The 450-nt window shown below is 48.2% G+C and carries 1 protein-coding gene; it reads left to right on the forward strand.

What is annotated here, in order from left to right:
• Positions 1–101 precede the first annotated feature (101 nt).
• On the forward strand, positions 102–450 hold a 349-nt coding region (locus M3175_RS24390; protein WP_251524600.1), incomplete at its 3' end, for a MobA/MobL family protein.

Consider the following 450-nt stretch of genomic DNA (forward strand, 5'->3'; position numbering starts at 1 on the left):
TTAGAATCCCCATCGCCCCACATCGTCACCCAAGCAAAAAGCATTGGGCTAGAAAGTGGGACGGCAACCCAAAAAGGAACATCAAAATGTCGTTTGGAATGATGAGAACCAATGTCGGTGCAAAAGGTAAAGCGCAACCGCATTTTAATTACATCATGGCATTGGGTAGATACGCCAAAAAATCAGACGAGATTGAGTACACCGAAAATGGCAATATGCCGAGCTGGGCAAAACATAACCCAGCCGAGCTATGGGAATGTGCCGACCTATTCGAGCGTAAAAACGGTTCGACTTATCGGGAACACGTTGTAGGATTACCCCGTGAGCTGAACAAAGAACAACGCCTTGCCCTGGTGAAAGAGTGGATAACCCAAGAAGTGGGGAATAAACCCTATTCTGTGGCACTGCACAACGTCATAGCGAGCGATGGCGGGCAACAGCCCCATATAC

This window comes from Robertmurraya korlensis (assembly GCF_023715225.1).
Classification (GTDB): Bacteria; Bacillota; Bacilli; order Bacillales; family Cytobacillaceae; genus Robertmurraya_A.